The sequence below is a fragment of the Streptococcus sp. 1004_SSPC genome (assembly GCF_001069025.1).
GTDB lineage: Bacteria > Bacillota > Bacilli > Lactobacillales > Streptococcaceae > Streptococcus > Streptococcus vestibularis.
In genome coordinates this window covers 1-17986 of sequence record NZ_JWGQ01000123.1, presented here as the reverse complement: position 1 = coordinate 17986, position 17986 = coordinate 1, and the positions used below count along the sequence as shown (strand labels likewise).

At 38.6% G+C, this 17986-nt stretch carries 17 protein-coding genes and 3 pseudogenes; 1 reads left to right on the top strand and 19 read right to left on the bottom strand.

Annotation, left to right across the window (positions count from 1 at the left end):
* Positions 1–78: 78 nt before the first annotated feature.
* The 15 genes from ADF62_RS08775 to abpA all read right to left on the bottom strand — a co-directional run bounded on the left by ADF62_RS08775 (position 79) and on the right by abpA (position 14428).
* Positions 79–549 (bottom strand): ECF transporter S component, encoded by a 471-nt coding sequence (locus tag ADF62_RS08775; RefSeq protein ID WP_003098372.1) that lies wholly within the window; start codon positions 547–549, stop codon positions 79–81.
* Entirely contained in the window at positions 539–1300 is a 762-nt protein-coding gene (locus ADF62_RS08770) for a bifunctional hydroxymethylpyrimidine kinase/phosphomethylpyrimidine kinase (RefSeq protein WP_003098371.1), read from the bottom strand. The genes ADF62_RS08775 and ADF62_RS08770 overlap by 11 nt, the downstream gene beginning before the upstream one ends.
* Positions 1290–2039 carry a tRNA pseudouridine(38-40) synthase TruA gene (truA, locus tag ADF62_RS08765; RefSeq protein ID WP_003098369.1) on the bottom strand — a complete coding sequence of 250 codons (750 nt, stop codon included), beginning with the start codon at positions 2037–2039 and terminating at the stop codon, positions 1290–1292. Before truA ends, ADF62_RS08770 begins: the two co-directional genes overlap by 11 nt.
* 108 nt (positions 2040–2147) lie before the next feature.
* Positions 2148–3281: a molecular chaperone DnaJ gene (dnaJ, locus tag ADF62_RS08760; RefSeq protein ID WP_002886399.1), complete on the bottom strand. Its 1134-nt coding sequence runs from the start codon at positions 3279–3281 to the stop codon at positions 2148–2150.
* Between the two features lie 365 nt (positions 3282–3646).
* Positions 3647–5470, bottom strand: coding sequence for a molecular chaperone DnaK (gene dnaK, locus ADF62_RS08755; protein ID WP_048788611.1), 1824 nt, complete (start codon positions 5468–5470; stop codon positions 3647–3649).
* A gap of 85 nt (positions 5471–5555) precedes the next feature.
* A complete protein-coding gene (grpE, locus tag ADF62_RS08750; protein WP_003092317.1) occupies positions 5556–6080 on the bottom strand; it encodes a nucleotide exchange factor GrpE in 525 nt (174 codons plus the stop codon).
* A 39-nt stretch (positions 6081–6119) separates the two neighbouring features.
* A complete protein-coding gene (gene hrcA, locus ADF62_RS08745) occupies positions 6120–7154 on the bottom strand; it encodes a heat-inducible transcriptional repressor HrcA (protein ID WP_003092314.1) in 1035 nt (344 codons plus the stop codon).
* A 192-nt stretch (positions 7155–7346) separates the two neighbouring features.
* Positions 7347–7928 (bottom strand): glycoside hydrolase family 73 protein, encoded by a 582-nt coding sequence (locus tag ADF62_RS08740; protein ID WP_003098364.1) that lies wholly within the window; start codon positions 7926–7928, stop codon positions 7347–7349.
* Positions 7925–8722: a M15 family metallopeptidase gene (locus tag ADF62_RS08735; protein ID WP_003098361.1), complete on the bottom strand. Its 798-nt coding sequence runs from the start codon at positions 8720–8722 to the stop codon at positions 7925–7927. Before ADF62_RS08735 ends, ADF62_RS08740 begins: the two co-directional genes overlap by 4 nt.
* Entirely contained in the window at positions 8709–9413 is a 705-nt protein-coding gene (locus ADF62_RS08730; protein ID WP_003098359.1) for a histidine phosphatase family protein, read from the bottom strand. The genes ADF62_RS08735 and ADF62_RS08730 overlap by 14 nt, the downstream gene beginning before the upstream one ends.
* A 116-nt stretch (positions 9414–9529) precedes the next feature.
* Complete coding sequence (locus ADF62_RS08725; RefSeq protein ID WP_048788610.1) at positions 9530–10867, bottom strand: PFL family protein; 1338 nt, start codon at positions 10865–10867, stop codon at positions 9530–9532.
* Between the two features lie 17 nt (positions 10868–10884).
* Complete coding sequence (locus ADF62_RS08720) at positions 10885–11151, bottom strand: ACT domain-containing protein (RefSeq protein WP_003092287.1); 267 nt, start codon at positions 11149–11151, stop codon at positions 10885–10887.
* A gap of 321 nt (positions 11152–11472) precedes the next feature.
* The gene (locus tag ADF62_RS08715; RefSeq protein WP_037621872.1) at positions 11473–12690 is read right to left on the bottom strand and encodes a CapA family protein; all 1218 of its coding nucleotides are present in this window, start codon (positions 12688–12690) and stop codon (positions 11473–11475) included.
* Between the two features lie 164 nt (positions 12691–12854).
* The gene (gene srtB / locus ADF62_RS08710; protein ID WP_003092377.1) at positions 12855–13691 is read right to left on the bottom strand and encodes a class B sortase, LPKTxAVK-specific; all 837 of its coding nucleotides are present in this window, start codon (positions 13689–13691) and stop codon (positions 12855–12857) included.
* Between the two features lie 86 nt (positions 13692–13777).
* Positions 13778–14428, bottom strand: a complete 651-nt coding sequence (gene abpA, locus ADF62_RS08705; protein ID WP_003092326.1) for an amylase-binding adhesin AbpA — start codon at positions 14426–14428, stop codon at positions 13778–13780.
* 376 nt (positions 14429–14804) lie between these two features.
* On the opposite strand from abpA, the pseudogene ADF62_RS10530 reads away from it, so the two are divergent.
* A pseudogene (locus tag ADF62_RS10530) lies at positions 14805–14993 on the top strand (tyrosine-type recombinase/integrase); the annotation flags it as partial.
* A 255-nt stretch (positions 14994–15248) separates the two neighbouring features.
* Here ADF62_RS10530 and ADF62_RS10520 read toward each other — a convergent pair.
* The 4 genes and pseudogenes from ADF62_RS10520 to ADF62_RS08690 form a co-directional block, all read right to left on the bottom strand.
* A pseudogene (locus ADF62_RS10520) lies at positions 15249–15431 on the bottom strand (SMI1/KNR4 family protein); the annotation flags it as partial.
* Between the two features lie 149 nt (positions 15432–15580).
* Positions 15581–16630: a DUF389 domain-containing protein gene (locus ADF62_RS08700; protein WP_003098350.1), complete on the bottom strand. Its 1050-nt coding sequence runs from the start codon at positions 16628–16630 to the stop codon at positions 15581–15583.
* Between the two features lie 277 nt (positions 16631–16907).
* Positions 16908–17210: a DUF898 family protein gene (locus ADF62_RS08695; protein WP_003092329.1), complete on the bottom strand. Its 303-nt coding sequence runs from the start codon at positions 17208–17210 to the stop codon at positions 16908–16910.
* A 61-nt stretch (positions 17211–17271) separates the two neighbouring features.
* A pseudogene (locus ADF62_RS08690) lies at positions 17272–17706 on the bottom strand (ABC transporter); the annotation flags it as partial.
* Positions 17707–17986 lie beyond the last annotated feature (280 nt).

Sequence of the window (17986 nt, the reverse complement as noted above, 5' to 3'; positions counted from 1 at the left end):
AGACAAATCACTTAAGACAACTTTTATATCTTAGCACCCTTTTGGATAGCTGTCAAGAGGGTTATCGCAAATCTGTTGTCATTTATTTGATTGAACTTTTTTGAATCCTTGATACAATACCCATCCAACAACTACACCAAGGGCATTCTGGCAGAAATTAGGAATTACTTCTGCGATTGAAGCTCCTATTCCATACATAAATACTGAAGCAAGTGCATAGCCACCCACCATCACAACTGCTGCAATCAGAAGGCCTAGGATACGATAGTTCCCTTTAAAGCCAGCAAAATAACCTTGTGCACCATGGATTAACAAACTGATAAACATCCATTGCGGAGCAGATGATAGCAGATCTATCAGAAAAGCAGACAACCCGCCCACAATTGCCCCCTCTTTCTTCCCAAGATAGAAGGCTGTGAAGTAGATTCCCGCATCTACCAAGGTTAAGAGCCCTGTCGGAGTTGGAATTTTAGCTACGAATCCAAAGGTCACTGATAAAGCTGTTAAGATAGCCAATAATGTTAGCTCTTTTGTTTTCTTATTTTGCATATTGAACTACTCCAAATTCATTTGATTGTTTAATTGATTCATAAACAAAGGCTTTAGCATTTGCCACAGCTTCAGTTTCTGAACATCCTTTAACTAATTCACTAGCTATACTTGAAGCAAATGTACATCCTGCACCGGTATTGTTTTTGTCTAGCACAGCTTCTTCAAACAATTTGTAGTCTGTTCCATCATAAAAAACATCTATCGCTTTATTACCATCCAAGCGGTTTCCACCTTTGACAACGACAGTCTTAGCACCTAATTCATTGAGATAGCTAGCCGCATGCTTCATGTCATCAAGAGTCTTGACCTTTCTATCTATTAGCAGTTCGACTTCAGGTAAGTTCGGAGTGATAACCGTGATATAAGGGAAAAATTTAACCAATTCATCACGTAGTTGAGAAACTTCAACGTCATGAGTCTCCTTACATACTAAAACGGGATCCAAGACAATTGGAATATCAGAATGGTTTTTAACAAAATCCAACGTTAACTCTGCGATTTCAACGTTAGGCAACAAACCAATTTTAATTGCTGAAAATGGGACATCTTTTAGTGAGTCAAGTTGTTGTTTAAAAACATTAGTATCAACCGGAATGACCTCAAAACCATTCTCAGTCATTGCCGTTAGACAGGTAAGAGCCAAAAATCCATGCTGTTTATTAGTGGTGAAGGTCGCTAAATCCGCATGAAGCCCGCCACCACTAAAAATATCATTCCCTGAAATCGCTAAAATCAATTCATCTCTCATATCGTATCTCCTTCAAATATAACCCATTACCTGCTGCGGTTGGCCCCGCAAGATTGCGGTCACAACTTTCCAACACGGTCTTCACTTGCGAAACTGGCATGCGTCCATTTCCAATTTTCAACAATGTTCCAACCATATTTCTAACTTGCTTATAAAGAAAGCCATTCCCAGAAAAAGTAAAGATATAAAACCCAGTTTTCTCATCGATAGATACACTTGCCTGGGTAATTGTACGCACTTTATTTTCTACAGAGGTCCCTGAAGCTGTGAAGCCTGTAAAATCATGTGTGCCAACCAATTCCATAGCAGCCTCTTGCATAGGAGCTAGACTTAGAGGGTAGGGATAGTGGGTAGCATAATTACGCATCATGGGGTTCTTAGGTCGCCCTGCATCTACTAGGAACTCATAGGTTTTACTATGCTTGTTATAACGTGCATGGAATTCCTCCGATACAAGCTCGATACTAACAATGTCAATATCATCTGGACACTGTGTATCTAAACCGAAACGTAACTTCTCTGGATCTCGCTCCTGAGGTAAATCGAAGTGGATAACTTGTTCATAGGCATGAACACCTGCATCTGTACGACCCGCTCCATGAACGGTGACAGGAGTACCACTATTTAACCGTAATAGAGTCTTTTCAAGTTCTTCTTGAATAGAACGTGCATTTGGTTGTCTTTGAAAACCTGAGAAGAGTGTACCATCATAGGAAATTGTCGCTTTGTATCTAACCATGAAATTATCATATCAGATTTTTTTAAGGATAAAAAGTAGATCGATTGCCAACTGACCCCATACAGTTTCTGGCAAAAAAAAGAAAAAGACGCATTAAGCGTCCTTCCTTTATAAATCTTCTAAGGCATCCTTTACTTTATTGAAGAAACCTTTTTTCTGTGGTGCGATTTTTTCATCACCACTTGCTTTGGCAAATGCAAGGAGAGCTTCTTTTTGAGCATCATTTAGCTTCGTAGGAGTTACAATCTTAACTGTAACGTGTTGGTCTCCTTGTGAACCTCCACGAAGACGTGGAGCACCCTTTCCTTTTAGGCGGAAAGTTTTGCCTGTTTGAGTTCCTGCTGGAATGGTCATCTCAACATTTCCATGAACTGTTGGTACTTCGACAGTGTCACCAAGGGCTGCTTGGACAAAGGAAATGTTAAGTGTATAGTAAATTGTTGATCCATCACGCGTAAATTTATCGCTTGGATTAACATTGATGATTACAAAGAGATCTCCATAAGGTCCACCATTGAAACCAGCTTCACCTTGACCAGCAAGACGGATTTGTTGACCTGTTTCAACACCTGCTGGAATCTTGACAGATACTTTATGGCTTTGTTTTTCATGTCCTGTTCCGTGACAAGTTTGACATGGCTCCTTAATTTCTTGACCTGTTCCATGACAGACATCACAGGTTACTTGACGACGCATCATACCAAGTGGTGTTTGCGTATCAACATTGATAACCCCTTGACCATGACAGCGACCACAAGTTACAGGGCTTGTTCCAGGTTTTGCACCAGATCCCGAACATGTCTTACATGTCGCTTCACGATTGTAGTGCACTTCTTTTTCTGCACCAAAAATCGCCTCTTCAAAGCTTAAGTTGACACGGTACTGAAGGTCATCACCTTGACGTGGAGCATTTGGGTTACGAGTAGCACCACCACCAAAGAAGCTAGAGAAGATATCCTCAAAGCCTCCAAAGCCTGCACCACCATCGAAGCCACCAAAGCCTCCTTGACCACCAAAACCATTCGCACCATCTGGTCCATATTGGTCATAGGCTGCACGTTTTTGGTCGTCACTTAGAGTTTCGTAAGCCTCTTGGACCTCTTTATATTTTTCTTCTGCACCTGGTTCTTTATTAATGTCTGGGTGGTATTTCTTAGACATCTTACGATAGGCACGTTTAATTTCATCTTGAGAGGCATCCTTAGATACCCCAAGACGATCGTAATATTCGGTATTGTTCATAATTTTAGATACAAAGGGCATCTAATGGAGAAAGCCAAAGTAATAGTTTTGAAGATAAACTATCAGTTCCTTGAAACCAACTTTCTTTTTGGCTTAATCCATAGCCCGTGTTCAATGACGAACACTCTTTGTTCCTTTCTATATTTATTTGTTATGATACGAAGTAAAACTATATCTTATATTCACTTATTTTAGCGAAAAACAGAGGCTGGTTTGCAACCTCTGGATTTCTTACTATCATTTACTAATTAGTCAGAATTGAGCACCCCCTAACCTCTTGGTGAAAAAGATAAATCTTCCTAGAAACTAAAGTTTCTGCGTCGAATCTCCTATTTTCACTGTGAGGTTTTAACGGGCTTTGCATCTTATTTTTCAGTAAACTCCCCGTCTACGACGTCGTCGCCTGAGTTATCTGCTGTTTGTGCACCTTCTGCTCCTGCTTGAGCTTGTTGTGCTGCTGCAGCTTGTTCGTAAAGTTTAACTGCAAGAGCTTGAGCTTTTTCATTAAGAGCTTCCAATTTAGCTTTCATGTCATCAAGATTGCCTGATTCTTGAGCTTTCTTAAGATCATCAAGAGCTGATTGAGCAGCATCACGTTCTGTATCGAAGCCTTTACCTTCTGTTTCTTTGATTGTTTTTTCAGTCGCAAAGATAGCTTGGTCAACTTCGTTACGGAGATCTACTTCTTCTTTACGTTTTGCATCTGCTTCAGCATTTGCTTCAGCATCTTTCATCATCTTTTCAATTTCTTCATCTGTCAAACCAGAGTTAGATTGGATAACAATTGTTTGTTCTTTTTGAGTTCCAAGGTCTTTCGCTTTAACAGATACGATACCGTTCTTATCAATATCGAAAGTAACTTCGATTTGTGGGATACCACGAGGTGCAGCTGGGATATCAGTCAATTGGAAACGTCCAAGAGTCTTGTTATCTGCTGCCATTGGGCGTTCCCCTTGAAGAACGTGGATGTCAACGGCTGGTTGGTTGTCTGCTGCAGTTGAGAAGACTTGTGATTTAGATGTTGGAATAGTAGTGTTGCGGTCAATAAGTTTTGTGAACACTCCACCCATTGTTTCGATACCAAGTGACAATGGAGTTACATCAAGAAGGACAACGTCTTTGACATCACCAGTGATAACACCACCTTGGATAGCAGCACCCATGGCAACTACTTCATCAGGGTTAACTGATTTGTTTGGTTCTTTACCAGTTTCAGCTTTAACAGCTTCTACAACGGCAGGGATACGAGTTGAACCACCGACAAGGATAACTTCGTCAATATCTGACAGGTTCAATCCTGCATCTGAAAGGGCTTGACGAACTGGAGTTTTCGTACGTTCGACAAGGTCACGAGTCAAATCATCGAATTTCGCACGAGTCAATGTCATTTCCAAGTGAAGAGGTCCAGCATCACCAGCAGTGATGAATGGCAAGCTGATTTGTGTTGAAGTGACACCAGAAAGGTCTTTCTTAGCTTTTTCAGCTGCGTCTTTCAAACGTTGAAGAGCCATCTTGTCTGTTGACAAGTCGATTCCATTTTCTTTCTTAAATTCTTCAACCATGTGGTCGATGATTTTTTGGTCAAAGTCATCACCACCGAGTTTGTTATCCCCTGCAGTTGCCAATACGTCAAAGACACCGTCACCAAGTTCAAGGATAGATACGTCGAATGTACCACCACCAAGGTCGAATACCAAGATTTTTTCTTCTTTATCAGTCTTATCCAAACCGTAAGCAAGGGCTGCTGCTGTTGGTTCGTTGACGATACGTTCTACTTCAAGACCAGCGATTTTACCAGCGTCTTTTGTTGCTTGACGTTGTGCATCGTTGAAGTAAGCAGGAACTGTGATAACTGCTTTAGTTACTTTTTCACCAAGATAATCTTCAGCATAACCTTTCAAGTATTGAAGAATCATAGCTGAAATCTCTTGTGGTGTGTATTCTTTACCGTTTGCAGAAACTTTTTCAGAAGTCCCCATCTTAGATTTGATAGAGATGATTGTATCTGGGTTTGTTACTGCTTGACGTTTTGCAGCGTCACCAACGATGATTTCACCGTTTTTGAATGACACAACAGATGGAGTTGTGCGGTTACCTTCTGGGTTTGCGATAATTTTTGATTCAGTTCCTTCAAGAACTGCTACTGCTGAGTTTGTTGTACCTAAGTCAATACCAATGATTTTAGACATATGTTTTCCCCTTTTTACTTTAATTTCTATTTTGCTTTTTTTATCTTTCATTCATAGTTTTCTGTCATTTCGGACAAGTTTTCAATTAATTATATACAACTACCATAGCTGGGCGTAAAACGCGTTCGTGGAGTTTATACCCTTTTTGGAAAACTTGTGCAATCGTGTCTGCTGGATGTTCATCATCTGCAGGCATTGTTTGAATCGCCATGTGGAAGTTATGATCGAAATCACTATCAGCTGGAATTTCTTCGATTCCTTCCTCTTTAAGAGCATGCACTAAACTTTCTTGCACCATTTCCAAACCTTTTTTGACATCATCAGTCAAACCCTCAACAGCAAGAGCACGTTCAAGGTTATCAAGTGATGGCAAGATTGCTTTTGCTAAATCTTGGCTACGATACTTTTGTAATTGTTGACGTTCTTCATTAGCACGGCGTTGAATATTTTGCATCTCTGCATGGGCACGAAGGTATTTATTTTCAAATTCCTCCGCACGCGCTTGTGCTTCTTCAAGCTCAGAAGTTTCCCTTGTTTCTTCTACAACTTCTTCAGTTGTCTCGGTAGCTTCCTCTTCTTTTACTTCTTCTTTTTTAATATCTTCTGTCAAGGCATTCACCTCTTTCTATACTTTTTAAAACGTTATAGCTTAATTAACTTCATAATGGTTACTATTGAGATAACGATAATAATCCGTCAACTTCATAACCAAAACTCTACTAATAACATTGACCAAACTAACCATGCGACGATAATCCATTTCAACTGGACCAATCACATGCATGAGTGCCATCCCACGATAAGGAATCAGGAATTTATGACTCATAACTGTGACATTTTCAAGCACTTCTTCAGTTGATTCTGCAACCGAAATCTTGGTCACTTCATCATCGGAGATAGCTGATCGAAGCTCAAGTGCCACATGTTGTGGATTGTCCAAAAATTGATAGGTTTTTAAGTCGGCATAAGTCAGTGATGCAACCTTACCTTCGATGAAAATCAATTCCTTAAAAAGTTGTGAAAAGATATAATCAAACAAATCTAGAACATTATCTGTTATTTTGAAATACTTTTGCACAATCTGAGGAATCTCAGTTCTCAGTCGGTAATGGATATCTAAGACAGTGTTTCCCAAAAAACGTTCTTGAACAAGCTTATGAAGAGTTTCCAAATCACTAGACAAGAAATTTTTTGGAATAGCAAATTGAACTGTCACCGGCTTAGATTCATCTAGAGTAAGAACCGCTAAAGCGTCGTGATTGGATAGATGAACAATGTCAAATCCAGTCAGACGTTGTCGTGTCGGTTCCACATCTTGAATCACTGCTGTACATCCTGTCATTTCTGCCAGCAGCTTCGCCGCTGCATCCAAGATATCTTCAAGTTTAAAGGCTTCAAAATCAAAGGCCTTGACCACTTGATAAATATCTTGTTCATCAATCGTATCAAGATTCAAAGAATTAGCAACGAAATACTGGAAACCTGCTCGGCTTGGCATACGCCCACTAGAGGTATGAGCTTTTTCAAGATAGCCCATCTTTTCAAGCTTGGCCATGTCATTACGAATGGTCGCTGAACTCGAATCAATTGATTCTTGTAACGCTTTAGAACCAACCGGTTCATGTGTACGAGTGAACATCTCAACTATCAAATTCAAAATAGCGTTTTGCCTTTGCGTAATCACGATGTCACCTCATTTCTATTTGTTAGCACTCTAACACGTCGACTGCTAACTTATGATTCTATTATACACCTAAACTTGAACATGTCAACCCAAAAAACCAAAAAATTAGCACTCTTTTTGTAAGAGTGCTAAAAATACATCTTAAGACCTAGAAAAGCAAAAAAAGAGCACCTCAGAGGTACTCTAATCTTATCAATCATATTTTGACAAATGAGAGGTCTCAATAATAGATATGAGGTGTTTGGCATAATCTGGATCACTGCTAAAACCCGCAGCTTGTAGTTTTTCTGCTGCAACTTTATAACTAGTCGTTCCAGCCACCTCTTTATAGGTCGACTCGCCCCACGTTCCTTGGCGAAGTTCTTCTAAATAAGTCATCATAGAACTTGACCAATCTCTAAAAACTGCAAAATCTACTTTTTGATATTGCCATTTGCCTTTACTGTAAACATTATCCTTTAGATAGATATGTTCTTGTCCTGGCTGAGCAGGGAGACTGTAGATATTGTGGTATTTAACAGATAAGAGACTACTACCATAATTCGATTCATATGCAGCTTGGCTAAGGAGAATTGACGCAGGGACACCATAGTTTTTAGACATTTTTTGTGCTGTTGGTGCTAAGTTTTCAATAAACCCTTTCTGCGTATAAGCAACCTTTACCGAACGAGCATTATCATCTGTAGAGGCATGAAGAATCAAAGGCAAGAGAATACCTAAAGCGAAAAGAGCAACTAAGCTTATGAAGGCTGTTAGTTTAAAACGTCGTCTCACTTAGTTTTCTCCTTTAATAATGCCAAATATTCTTCCAAAGTAATATTATGTTCAGTCATGTACTCTGCTGATTCTTTACCAACGTAGCGGAAATGCCAATCCTCATAACCCACACCTGTTGACGATGTCTTACCATCTGGGAAACGAAGAACAAAGCCATACTTTGGCGCTAACTTTTTGACCTTAGCCACAGTATCTGGATCTGCTTCATTTAAGCTGTCTACAGTACTCATGTCAATCGCAAGACCTGTCTGATGCTCACTAGCACCTGGTGGCTGTGAATAAGTCTGAACCTTCTTCTCTGCCTGAGACTCTGTCAAAGTCGGATCAGCAGCCATTTCCTGCTGAACATAACTGTTATAAAGTTCTGTCTGATAAGCAACACTACGATAACCTGATATCAAGTGATAACTTGGATCAATTTCTTGAGCAGCTGCTAAAAACTGCTTAACGTTCTTAGCAATTCTTGCATCTACAGAAACACCATCGACATTAGCAAGCTCAGGATTAAGTTCTTTAGACTTATTATCTCGATTTACCAAAAGCAATTGCCAGTCTTTAGGAGATACGTCAGGTAGTCCCTTTGTATCCTTGCTTTGAGTCGCATCGGTAGCTTGCTTACTACTTTTTGTTACTGATAATCCATTGGTTTGTTGGACCGTACGACTGACACCAAATACTGAATAAAGTCCTGCTGCAACTAAAAGAACTGTAATCAAGACACCACTGATAACCAAAAACCAGTTAGTTTGCTTTTTCGCCTTACGGCGACTTGGATAGTTATTTTTTACCATTTTCTTTTTCTATTATCTCTCGCCCAACCTGACGATAGGTCATATCGCCAAGCGCTTCTAATGTAAATTTACCATTTTCATAAGCAACAACAGTAACCGAACCGTTGTCCAATGAAGGATGCTCGACAGAAGGATCAATTAACCAAGCAAAGGTTGCAATGGTCATACCGTGACTAACAACGATAGCATTACCACCACCAGATCTCTCAAGATTTTCTGCAATAGCTGTAAACCCTTCTATAATACGTTTTCTGAGTACTTCCCAAGACTCTGCCCAACCAGCCGTATCCACATCAAGGATACCTTGTGCAAGCTCAGGATAAGTTACCTCATGTAACTCCTTACCTTGAAAAGCATCTGTTCTCGGTAGCACACCATAAAAAAGTTCACCATCATAGCCACCATCTAAACTACCAAAACACCACTCACGGATACGTTTGTCACGTTTATAAGGAATGGTTTCCAAACCCGCCTCACGTAAAATGATATCCATGGTTTGAATCGTTCGACCTGAATCACTAGAATATGCGGCCTTGAAAGAAATACCTGCTGCTTTCAGACCTACCCCCAATTCACGAATACCTTCTTCACCGAACGGAGTCAAAGGGCTATCAGACCAACCTTGTGCACGACCAATGGTGTTAAACATGGTTTTGCCGTGTCTCGCAATATACAACTTAACCTTACTCATAACCCCTCCTTCTTTCCGTCATTTTGAATTCATTATAGCACAAATCCACCCGACTATCTAGCTAGCAAAATCATCAGAAAATGCCTTACCAATTCGGTAAAGCACTTATCATCCGCTTAGTTTTTAAAGCTGTGAACAGGGGCTGGGATTTGGCCACCACGCACAATGAAGTCAGCCGATGATGCTTTGTTTACCTTCATTACCGGTGCATAGCCAAGAAGACCTCCAAGTTCCAACATGTCACCTTCCTTACCATAAGGAATAATACGAACGGCTGTTGTTTTCTGGTTAATGACACCAATAGCTGCTTCATCAGCAATCATGGCAGCAATTGTTGTATCTGGCGTATCAGCAGGAATGGCAATCATATCTAGACCAACAGAACAGATAGCCGTCATGGCTTCTAATTTTTCAAGGTTGATATGCCCAGATTGAACCGCTGCAATCATACCTTCATCTTCAGAAACTGGAATAAAGGCACCTGACAAACCACCGACCTGGTTACATGCCATAATACCACCTTTTTTAACTTGGTCATTAAGAAGAGCTAGAGCCGCAGTAGTACCATGCGTCCCAACAACTTCAAGCCCCATCGCTTCAAGTACACGAGCTACCGAATCACCCACTGCCGGAGTTGGTGCAAGAGATAAGTCTACTATACCAAACTCGACACCTAGACGCTCGCTAGCCATTTGACCAACCAACTGCCCTACACGTGTGATTTTAAAGGCGGTTTTCTTAACTGTTTCAGCTAAAACATCAAAACTTTCACCTGGAACCTTCTCAATAGCACGTTGCACAACACCAGGACCTGAAACCCCAACATTGATTACAACATCAGCCTCACCAACACCGTGGAAGGCGCCTGCCATAAATGGATTATCTTCAACCGCATTAGCAAAGACGACCAATTTACCTGGCCCCATTGGATCTGCCTCAGAAGCCTCTTTAATGATACGTCCCATATCACGTACCGCTGTCATATTAATACCAGTTTTTGTTGAACCAATATTAACAGATGAGCAGACAAAATCAGTCTCAGCAAGCGCACGTGGAATAGAATTAATAAGAATCTCATCACCTTTTTGGTATCCCTTTTGAACTAATGCAGAGAAACCACCAATAAAGTTAATGCCAATTTCCTTAGCTGCTCGGTCTAGTGCCTTGGCAAAAGGTACATAATCTGTCGCATCTGTTGCCGCACCGATGATTGAGATCGGAGTAACAGACACACGTTTATTAACAATAGGAATACCAAGTTCAGCTGCAATTTCGTCACCAACAGCTACCAAATTCTTAGCCTTAGATACAATCTTGTTGTATACCTTTTCTGCCGCCTTATCGATATCTGAATCAATACAATCAAGGAGTGAAATTCCCATGGTGATAGTACGAACATCAAAGTTCTGTTCCTCAATCATGGCAATGGTTTCTGTGACCTGTTTAATATCCATTTTAAGCTACTCCTATCTTACAAGTTGTGCATAGCATCAAAAATCGCTGAGCTTTGGATGTTGATTTTGACGTTCAATGACTCACCAAAGGCTTCCAATTCAGCACGTAGGTGTGTAAAATCTTGTTTGTCTTCCGATGATACAACCGCCATCATAGTGAAGAATTCATCAAGGACTGTTTGAGAAATATCATCAATATTCAAGCCAAGCTCTGCAACCTTAGTCGCAACACCTGCAACAATACCCGCTTTATCCTTACCTACAACTGTAATAATCGCTTTCATGAGAAGCCTCCATCATTTTATTTTGTATAATTTTAGCATATTTTGATTAAAAATGCTATTTTTTATGAAAATTGCCTCTTTTTTCTTGAAAAAGACGAATGTTTCCAAGGAATTTAACTAATATCGTTTATGAAAACATCCTCTCTTTGACCCAACTACTTGTGGATAAACTTGTTCACAACCTAAATAATATCTTTCTTATAAAACCTTGAAAAATCAACATTCAACACTATCAACAGACTTATCCACAGGTGTGGATAAGTCTGTGGGTAACTTGTCGATAAACAAAAAATATCGCCAAATCCAGGCGATATCTTAGCTTTATTGCCATTTTAAATTAACGTGAGCATTCATTTCTTTATAGGCAGCATCTATACGCTCTTTGGTTTCTTCATCTAGTTTATTTCTGTATTTTCCACCTTTAATGAAATCCTCTAAAATATAGGTTTGATAAGTATATAAAGGATATCCCTCTGGCGAAGTTATTCCTTTAGGCGTACGGTTAACCCAAGTCGGATGTGCTTGAGCAGTCTTAATCGTGGTTTGACCATTCTTTTTCTCAAGAGTCACATCCATCAAGACACCTCTCTCTGTCCACTCTGCACTATCCACACCATCCATGGTCTCTATTCGTTGGTTAGAAATGAAATTCCCCATTGAGTAAATAATAAGTTTTTGCTGTCCATCCTTTTTAACCACCTCAGAAGGCTCAACCACATGAGGGTGACCTCCAAAGATAATATCGGCACCCCAATCAATCATCTTATGGTAAAGTGTTATCTGTTCATCTGTCGGCTCCAAACGATATTCCACACCCATCTGTGGCATGATAACCGTAACATCAGCCTCTTTTTCTGCACGCTGAATCTCGGCTTTCATACGTTTTTCATCCAAATTCGATAAGTGGTCTGCAACCTCTTTATCCGTCAAGTTCGACTCTAGGCCATTGTAACCATAAGCATAGGAAAGTATTGCAACCTTAATCCCATTAACATTCTTGATGAGGAGTGGCGCCTTATCACGCACAGGATTTTCATAAACACCAACAGGGTCAATGCCCACCTCTTTAAAAGCATCAGCCGTTGTAAAAGCTCCCTCTAAACCAGAATCCAAGATATGATTATGAGCCAAATCCATAACATCATAGCCAGCATTCTTAATAGCTGTGGTCACTGATTGAGGAGCATTAAACAAAGGGTAGCCTGACAAAGGATAATCAGGATTGATAGCTCCCTCAAAATCACCCAAGACCAAATCAGCCTGCTTTAACCATGGCTTCACATATGTAAAATTCTCCGTGAAATCATAGCTACCATCTGCCTGTAAGGCACTCATATAGAGACCGTCATGATAAAGTAAGTCCCCATTAGCCATGATACGTGCTGTCTGTACTTGATTCGAAGCACTCTTTTGCTGCTCATTTTTACTATGAATAATCAAAATTTCAAGAAAAAGCAAACCTAAGACAAGAGTAATCAACCCCATCAAAATCTTATTAGTCATCGCATTGTCCTGCTTTTTAGCTTGGCTCTGTTTCATCATAATCTCCTTTTTCATACTCCTAGTGTAACAAAAAATGTTATCCATAGATGATCAAAAAGATTAATAAAAGGTTACATCTCAATTCCACGACGATTGAAAAGATCAGTTTTCTTAGACAAGATAAAAACTCTACTTCATAAGAAGTAGAGTTCCCTTAATTATTAACGTGTTGGTTTATATTCCAAATCTTTGCCATGCTTAGCAACAAAATCTGTCATTTCAGAATCTGGAATTTGACGCAAGTAGAGATTAGCACGAATCGTTGCATCCTCCTCACGACAAGTGGACAGAACGAGGTATTTATCTGAAGCACTAACCTTCAAATCCTTGTTTTTAACATCAGCTGTATTATAAATAATATCCAATTGTTCCTTAAAGTCTTTATCATCTTTAAAGGACGTACGATAAAATGCTGTATCCTCCGGCACGATAACCATAGCCAGAGCTTCATAATAATACTTACGTTGAGGGGTTTCTATAACAACATATTTGTGGTTATCAAAGAACGACTGATCACTGTAATAGTTAACATCATTAAACATACGGTGGTCTTCTACCTGACTTCCTCGAGCATGACCAAAGAGCCAAGTCAAACGGTCACTAAAGTCTTTCTTATTGTCCATATCCATAAACACAGTACCAAACAGAGGTTCATTACCTCCTTCAAATGTTTTATCTAAATATGTAGAATTATCTTTAGTTTGTACAACCGGCTCATCCAACTGTGTACCAGGAGCATAAATATAGGCTATGGCGTCAGGGTTAGTTGCAGTAAGACCATCAAATTTGTTCTTTAAATAAGATTTTTCCTCATCTGAAATCTTATAAGTGCTTGCTTTTTTTGTAGTCAAAGCACTCTTAACGCCATTAGAAGATGACGCCTTTGGCGACATATACTGGAATCCAAGGAAAATCGCCAAAGCAGCAATCACTAAGGCTGAAATCCCAACAATCAGTTTTTTGAGAGATCCAGTAGATTTACGATTATGACTACCCATGAAATATGAAATCCTTTTCTTTATCTATAGAAAAATATCACCGAAGCCTAAGCCCCAGTGATATTCTTTTCAGCAATAACGATTAATTATTTAACAGCTGCTGTGTTTGGAAGAGTTTTAGCTTCTGCTTTAGAACCAGCTTTGTTTTCTTTAGCTGCTTTAGATTTTGCTTCTGCTTTTTTAACTTTTTCTGCTGAAGTTTGAGCTTTTTTCATATCTTCTTTTGATGGAGCAGTTTTAGCTTCTGCTTTATCATTTGCAGCTTTTTTACCATTAGCAATCAAATCATCTTCAATACGTTGATCATTAGTACGGTTAGCTTCTACACCACTCTCATTATAGTAACGTCCTTCAGCTTTAGCTGCATCAACGTAAGTTTGTTGAAATTTTTGAATGTACTTATTACGAACAGCGTTAGTTGCATTAGATAGAGCTTCATCATATTTAGATTGAGCAGCTGCCACATCTGACTCGTGGTTGTGACCTACAGTATCTTGTGCTTGAGCCAATGCATTGGCTGCCGCTTTAACTGTAGGATCATTTTGAGCTTCTGCTGCGATATCTGCTGAATGAGCATCTACTTGAGCATTAGCCTCTGCTGCTGCATCAGCCCAAGAAACATATGATTTTTGAGTTAATTGATTTGAGTTCTTTGGATTTTCACCTTGTGCAAAAACTTGAGTTCCCGCTGCAAAAACTGCAAGAACTGCTGCTGATGTAAGCAATACTTTTTTCATAATTATTTCTCCCCTATTGGATATTATATTCTTTATCAGGACTCCTGATATCTCCTGATATCTCCTGATATCTCCTGATATCTCCTGATATCTCCTGATATCTCCTGATATCTATAGATTATAACACTATTTATAAATCTGTCAACATTTCTTTAAAACTTTTTTAATATATTCTATAATTCGTATATATAAAGATGAAATACCAGCCTATTCTCACTATTCCTAAACACGAGAGTAAGAAACCTCCCCAAAGCTTAGGCACAAATAGATGAGATTGGTTTACTTTGAGTGATTAACCTCAAAGAGTAAAACTAAACCTATGGTCAAATATTTAAAAAAATTGATATTACCGTAGTTATTAGACTTTGAGTAAACAGCTTCTCCACACAAACTTAGACATACCTGTGCCACACTCGCAAAACAAGATAAGGTTTCGCTAGAAATAATTTCAGAAGCTCTAACTCATAGCGACAAAGAAATTACAAAGACTTATAACAACACTAATGATCCCGTCAATCAAACTGTAGGTGACATCGCATTTCGTAGCAAAAAAATGATGGTGTGAATTTTGTTAAAAAACGTCAAAAAAACACCCCATGGTGTGAACCATGAAGTGTTGTAAATACTGGATTGTAGCTGGTTCTTAACTTTTAGAGAACTGGCTAACTTTACGAGCTTTCTTAAGACCTGGTTTGGAAAGTATGGGTTTCAGTTGGACTAAAAATAGCGTAATATCAAGGATTTTCAGAACGATATCTACTGATTAATTTCATAAAATTTGAATCAATATTTTTTTAATAGGGGAATATACTACCTTCTTTTATACGATCACTTCCATTATCCCTTCAATCAGCTCCGTAAAACTTTTTGCCACATAGATAATTTCATCAGGGTCATGACTGTAGCAAATAATCTGCCCTTCTTGCCCCTCCTGGTCTGGATTAAAACCAAGCATGAGATAACAAGAATCGCAATATTCCGCAAAAGGAAGCCATTTTTTATTAAGTTGTTTTTTTATAAATTGAATTTGCAGTAAAATACTTTAATGTACTTTCTTTCATCTAAAGAAAAATCTCGTATTCATCAATTTTATTTTGTTATAGGTAAGAAAGAAGAAAAATACGGCATAAAAACCTATTCAGTTCATCGTCCTCACTCCTTGTCTGCTTCATTTTCTTTTACGAGATCGTTTTGTGAATCTTTTTCAGAGAGTCTTTGATCGATATACTTGTCAATGTTTTCGTAAAATTCCTTGGTCGTCTCACTATCTAATTTTGTCGAATTATGGACTTGATTGACTTTCAATTGAACAGATTGAATACCGTAAGAGGCTTGTTTTTGGCGAATGGTTTCTAATTCTTCTTCTGAAATTGGATCTCCAACAACTGTCAAGACCAATTCATTGTTCCTTGACTTGTAGACTTGATTAATAACCGTGTGATTGGCGAACTCTTTTCCTACAAACTGTTTGATCCCTTCTTTTCGTGCTTGATCCATCGTCAGAGTGACTGCTGAATAGCTAGCCGGAACAATCAATAATACAATCAAGGATATCAACCCAATTCTCATTTTAATGTTTAGCTCTTTAAATGAACTTAAAGGAGATTTTCTCATCAAAATTCTTGTTCCAACAATATTGGTTATCATGATAAAGACACAGTTGATCAAGAAAAGATAGAGAGCCCCAAATAAATATCGTACATTTCCATTAGCTAAACCATAGCCCGCAGTACAGATAGGTGGCATTAGAGCTGTTGCGATGGCTACTCCTGGCACGATATTGTTTGCTTCTTTTTTCCTTGAACCAATGACACCTGCTATCCCACCAGCAATAGCAATGACAACATCCCAAATGGTTGGAGAGGTTCGTGCAATCAACTCGCTACTTGCATAAGATAAGGGAGAAATCCAGAAATACAGAGTCGATACAAGCAAACTGACCAATACTTGAATAAATAAAACCTCTAGAGATTGTTTGATTAAACGCGTATCAAAAATAGCTAAACCGAATCCCAGTCCAACAATCGGTGTCATAAGAGGGGAAATCAGCATAGCTCCAATAATGACAGCTGTTGAATTCATATTTAGACCTATAGAGGCAATAAAAATCGCACACATCAAAATCACTGTATCTCTTAATCGAACATGAAGGTCATCATATAATTTCTCTAGGTATTCACGTGTTGAATAGTTTCCGGTCATTGGTTATTCCTTTTATTTCATATAATTTGTTTCCGCATGGATGATGGTAGAAAGACTTCTGTCCAATCTTACATATTTTTAATTTCCACCTGCAATTCTTTTGAACATTATCTTTTAAATATCTATCAGACCATCCTTGACATTATATCAAAAATTTTACAGTCTTTCTCTGAAGAAATCAATTAATTTAAATGATAGAGAAAAGAAGAAATTTTTGTTTCCTTCTCCGAAGAAGAAAAAACGATATCTCCTCTGAAAGAAGATACCGTTTTAATGCTTAAACATGATGAGTATGTTTAACAATCCATTGCTCCATTTTTATGTTCAACCAGAAGCCATAGATTCCAAACGTGATGATGGTTAGAAGAAACCACTTAATCCAGTTACCGAACAGTTGTGCTCCAGTCCCGTCAAAGTATAGACGTTGACCATCCACTACCGTATGTTTGGTTTTCCAATTTTGTATCATGAAAACCGCCCAAGATGTTGCGATACCAAAGGTAAGTAAGTTAATTAGGGCTGCTAAGATAAAGTATCCAATATAATCTAGGATTCCTCCGTCAAAATAACTTTCTTTCATTTTGTCTCCTTTATTTTTTGACTATATTCTAGTCATTTGCTAGCATAACATTTTTTTACATTTAGACAATCTTACGATAACTTCTTGAAGTAATTATAAAGATTAAAACATAGATAAGGGCAAAGACACCACAAACGGAAAGAGTTACAGTTAACATCATAGCTGTATCCACAACCTCAATGACCTTGAGGATCAAATTTAATATGTGATAAGAAAATGCTAGATGGATAAAGGAAAAGATTACATGAAGGAAAAAGACAGTCAAGACTTGCTTGTTAATAGTTTGCTTGATTTGTTTTTGATCCAAACCAACCTTTTGCAAGATGACAAAGCGTTCACGATCTTCATAACCTTCTGAGATTTGTTTATAGTAGATGACTAATACAGCACCAACTATAAAGATAATGGATAGGAAGATAACGATAAAGAAGAAACCACCAAACATTGCATTGACTTCTTGGCTATTATTTGCTTGACTGGATCCGTTAACAACGCTTTCCTGATTTTCAAAATGAAACGATTATTTATAAGGAGAGAACAAAACTTGTCCTCTCCAGAGTATGACTTTTTAGTAACCCACTACAGTTGACAAAAGAGTCTGAATTTGGTGTGAAAAGTGGTGTGAATTTTGTTAAAAATCATCAAAAAAACACCTCATAGTGTGAACCATGAAGTGTTGTAAATACTGGATTGTAGCTGGTTCTTAACGTTTAGAGAACTGGCTAGCTTTACGAGCTTTCTTAAGACCTGGTTTTTTCTACATTATGATATTTATG